Source organism: Moorena sp. SIO2C4 (assembly GCF_010672485.1).
In the GTDB taxonomy this organism is placed as follows: domain Bacteria; phylum Cyanobacteriota; class Cyanobacteriia; order Cyanobacteriales; family Coleofasciculaceae; genus Moorena; species Moorena producens.
Genome location: NZ_JAAHGN010000588.1, coordinates 1 through 4,674, shown reverse-complemented (window position 1 = coordinate 4,674; position 4,674 = coordinate 1). Strand labels below are relative to the sequence as shown.

Sequence of the window (4,674 nt, the reverse complement as noted above, 5' to 3'; positions counted from 1 at the left end):
TCAGGTCAAGGACTCTCGCGCCTCGGAGTTAGCTCTGGCTCAAGTGAATTTGGCTGAAAACCCTTACTACCAAAAGATGCTCAACCACCTAGAAGAGGTTGAGGCTGAGATCGCTATCGAGTCAAGCCGCTATACTCCAGACAGTCCAACCATCAAGACCCTACAGCAGCAAAAGTATAATTTCTTATCCCTGTTACGCTCTGAAGCTGAACAGGTACTAGGGATCAAACTAACAAATACAGATGTTCCTAAGATATCACCCAATTCAATTCACCAGCAGCTCACTCAACAACTGGTAGATCGGAGCATCCAAATATCAGTTTTGCAAGCACGACAACAAGCTCTTGCTGAGGAAGAAGAAAGTCTTGAGCAAGACATGAAACAGATGTTGGTGATAGATCCAACCTACACCAGTTTACGGCAAAAACTTAGAGATAAAACCCAACGATTAGACACTCTGTTGGAGCTTAAGGAAAGCTTCCAGCCTTATTCTTGGGAACTTATTCTCAAACCCAAACAGCCTCAATATCCGATTCCGCAACATCAGGAACTTCAGATTATTTTGGGAGCGATCGCAGGTATATTACTGGGTGCAGGAACAGGGTGGTTGATGGAGCGCTTAGACCATGTGTTCCACTCTCCCGACGAACTTAAACATCATACCCAATTGCCTCTTCTTGGTGTTATTCCTTACCATCCAGCACTTAAGGCAACCAAGTCATCAAGCTGCAAAGGTATACCTTTTGTTCCAAGCTTCCCTAAGAATCAGAAAAATAACTCAACGCCAAAACTGCAGCAAGCTTCTCCCTTTTTAGAGGCGTTTCGGTTCCTCCATCGCAATATTGGCTTACTCGGCTGCGATAAGCCAATCCAATCTATTGTGATTAGCTCAGCTAGACCAGCAGACGGTAAATCTACCGTTGCTGTCCACCTAGCTATAGTGGCTGCTGCTATGGGTCGGCGGGTGCTACTGGTGGATACAGATCTGCGCCGTCCCCGGGTACATAAAATTTTTGGTTTGAACAATCAACTTGGTTTGAGTGACGTCCTTAGTAAGGGGATCAAAGCTAACCGAGCCATCCAGCAAGTGCCCCTGTGGGATCATCTTCATGTGCTAACTGCTGGTTCCCCAGCACATGATCCGATTCGGTTACTATCTGCGCCAAAGATGGGAACTTTGATGGAGCATTTTAATGCTGTTTTTGATTTAGTTATTTATGATACACCTCCCGTGATCGGACTTGCCGATAGCCGCCTTCTAGCAGCTAACACGGATGGTATGGTCTTCGTAGGCAGATTAAACAAGACTGACCGCTCAGTTCTAATGCAAGCCTTGGATGAACTCAAAACCTCTAGGACTAATCTTTTAGGTATTGTTGCTAATGATGTTGAGAACTACGCAACTAGCTCCTATTATCACCATCAGGACTACTATACAACCGATTCAGCAACCATGAAGGTGAAAAAGCTTCTAGATCAGAACATGAGATGATATGAAGTCCAGTTAATAACTTTTAATATGCTTGATTGCTTTTTGTTAATGGTTAATGGTTAATTGACCATTAATCATTATAGTTAGTGATCAGTAGCTGGGGATGAAAATACGTATGTTAACAGGACTAGCATCACCCTTGACACCATCAAGGTTAGTGTGAACAGGACTAGGGAAACCTCGACAGTTAAGCGTAACCGTTTACCCTTACGATACAAACGTTTATCCGCTACAGGGTGAGCAGTTTTAGAAAAGAGTGTTAATGGTTGATGAGGCTGATAAGGATTCCAGAATACATGGGCACCTAAATTCTGATCGGCACAGGGTTTCATAGTTCAAAATTCGAGGTAGTGTGTTGAGAGCGAACCAGCGTTTACGCCCTGTGGTGTAAACGTTAGTAGTAAAACTGAGATAGTTCCTGTCTCAGTCTTGATAGTGATGCTCAACCCTGTCCAAATTGCTTTGGACGGGCTTGTCGTATTCAACCAAGGCTTACGTATTTGTTTTAGAGTAATGCGAGAGGCAGAGAAGGGGGTAGAGGGGGAGGAAGATGATTTTGTTTGGTTATTTTGTCTTTCTTCCAAGTCCACCTTGTCTTCCTTGTCTTCCTTTTCCTGTATTAGATACAGAGCAATGGTTTAGCCCTGGGATAGGTAGGGTTTTGATGGCTGAATTTGGTAATGCCTGCTACAATATAAGAATTGACTTTAACAACAATTTAGGGCATCTAATTAAAATCTTGAACCCAGTCGTTTCAGATAAGTTGAGGGGTTTGACCCCCTAATTGATTGAGTTTTGTTATTTGGGTTAGCTTGATTGGGTGAAAAAGGGGATGCGATCGCGTAGCGGCTCTGTAAGAGCATCGCTTTTTAAAGTGATGATGAAAATCAAGAGTTAGTGTCATACCAAGTAGCGTTCAGGGCTGGGATCACATGAATTACTAGGGTTTCCCAAATTACCCATTTAGTAGGTAGGCATGATTAAACCGACTAATGGAACTAAATGATGTCAAGTTTTGTAAAACATCTAGAAATTCAATCTATGCCCTTGAGCCAGCATGTTTAGATAGATTTGTTTATATATAGTTACATAGCTGTATTGATTTGGGCTTACCTATTTAACTGTTACTAGTTATCGCTATACATTCGGTATCCAAAACCACAACCTTCTCTGTCTCGAAAACAGAACAGGAATCGATTACGTTAACAATTGCCGGAACAATGGCTTGTTTGAGTCGAGCTTGAGCTTCTGCTGCTACTGGTTGATACTGCATAATCCAGCGATTTTCAGCTATATATTGGGGATTAAATGCTTTCTTATCTAACAACCAAAAATCAATTTTGTACTGCCTAATAAACTGTTTAACTTCAGCTAAGTTTGGACTGTACTGGGCTTGAATTAAATCAATCGCTCTGTTGCGAAATTGGTTGTAATAGTTAGTATGATAGGGAATACCGTATTCTCTACTGACTAAGATTGACCGTCCAGAAAAGGTTGGCAAGAAATCGGCTTCCTTTGATAGTGAGGCAATTAGGATATCCTTTGATTGTTTAGCAAAGAATTCATAGAGGCCATGTTGCCTCCCAAGCTCATAGTTGGTTTTGGGGAAATTATGGAAACCAAGAGGAGACAAGATTAGAGCCATTCCCACGAGTGTAACGATCGCTCGTCCCAACACTGGTTTCCCTGGAATTAGAGGGAAGGCTACCGTCTGGCAAGCTTGAATAATAGCATCAAGTAATAGAGTTATAGCGATCGCAGCAGCTAAGACTAGCACAATTCGCAGACTATGCTTACTGTAACGGCTGGGTAGATGCAGTCGGAAAAGGACACCATGAGCCATAACGAACATGCCAACGGATACTAGAGCCAGTTGAGTCAGGAGTACCGTTTCCCCTTTGACTTTCTTCACTAACGGTAGCCATGAGGGAAATCGTAACAGGATAGGCAATAGTAAACCAGCACAGACAGCTATAGGTAAACGCTTTCTTCGGGGAAATAGACCACTGCGAGCATCTTCCAACCAGAAATGCCATGGGTTGTGATCGAAAAAGGCAACTCGCCCTCCTGGTTGGAATTCTGGCATTGTTTTGGCTTGCTGTGCGCTGATAATTGGACCATAGTCAGAAGTGGTCAAAGCATAGGGCAACAGGACGATGAATGCCACACCTAACCCAGCTGCACAAAACCAATAGTCATTCTTCTGGGAGGATAGTCTGATTTTACCCTCTCGCCAACGCAACAGTTTCAGCACCAGGACGCCACAACACAGGAAAACGCACTGAGGATAAAATAAACCCTGGAGGGTGATCACTACTAGACAGGGGATCAATGAGCGCCGTGATAGGTAGTATAAAAATGCTAGCAGCAGGGGATAAATGAACGCCCTAGGGGTTGCTGATACTAAATCATCGAGCATCCATAGGGTTTGATTTAGGAGCAAAGACGCAATAAATCCTGCGGCTGGGATGGGCAGCATTTGTAGACAAAGCCCGAAACAGTAACTAGTGGTAATCAACCCTAGCACCATCGGTAGTAGTTTATTCAATAAGAGGGGATTAATCCCAACAAATGCTATCAGCCGATAGAGGGTAGTATAGCCAGCAGGTGCTACAGATTGGAAGTAATTGGCAATCAGATCATCGGGAAATAAGCTGGGATCAAAAAACCGTTGCATCCAAAATACATGCTGTCTGGCATCATCTTGTACAATGTATTGATTACTAAAGGCTTCTTCGAGGGCAATCAGGCTGTAAACCATAGCAAATGCTAGGCTCAAGCTAAACCAAAATATTACTTGGTTTTTAGGGGGATTCGAGGCTGGGGGATTCATACTTTTTTGTGTTTGGGTAGAGATACTTAAAATGGGATAATGGAGTGACGATTATCGGTAAGTTTCTAGATTAAGTATTATTGTTAACAGTGAAATATTATCGTTAACAGTAATCAGGAAACGGTCAATAAAAAGCGATCAAGTACAATATCCAAATTAAACGAATACGAATCAATTACCTTTGTACTTTCCTGTATACTTTTCGGTGTACTTTTTTGTGTGATGGAAACCAAAAGATTAAAGCTAGGGAAATTACCTCAACCTCCCTTGCGACTATTATGCATTACCCTACTGCTCTTAGGTATAGTCTTTCGCTTAGCCAATCTCGACAGCAAAGTCTACTGGGGGA

General features: G+C 42.7%; 3 protein-coding genes. 1 reads left to right on the top strand and 2 read right to left on the bottom strand.

Translation table 11 applies throughout. The annotated features are described in order from the left end of the window. Positions 1-1,492: polysaccharide biosynthesis tyrosine autokinase (locus F6K20_RS25095; protein ID WP_287296447.1), on the top strand; the 1,492-nt coding region annotated here is incomplete at its 5' end. Between the two features lie 83 nt (positions 1,493-1,575). Here F6K20_RS25095 and F6K20_RS25090 read toward each other — a convergent pair. Both F6K20_RS25090 and F6K20_RS25085 read right to left on the bottom strand, forming a co-directional pair. Then, the gene (locus F6K20_RS25090; RefSeq protein ID WP_008189486.1) at positions 1,576-1,824 is read right to left on the bottom strand and encodes a hypothetical protein; all 249 of its coding nucleotides are present in this window, start codon (positions 1,822-1,824) and stop codon (positions 1,576-1,578) included. 785 nt (positions 1,825-2,609) lie between these two features. Next, positions 2,610-4,325, bottom strand: a complete 1,716-nt coding sequence (locus tag F6K20_RS25085) for a hypothetical protein (protein WP_008189495.1) — start codon at positions 4,323-4,325, stop codon at positions 2,610-2,612. Positions 4,326-4,674: the final 349 nt, after the last annotated feature.

Bases quoted from the DNA above. Each gene is read 5' to 3' on its own strand.
- F6K20_RS25085 (WP_008189495.1), bottom strand. From the start codon at position 4,325: ATGAATCCCCCAGCCTCGAATCCCCCTAAAAACCAAGTAATATTTTGG.
- F6K20_RS25090 (WP_008189486.1), bottom strand. From the start codon at position 1,824: ATGAAACCCTGTGCCGATCAGAATTTAGGTGCCCATGTATTCTGGAAT.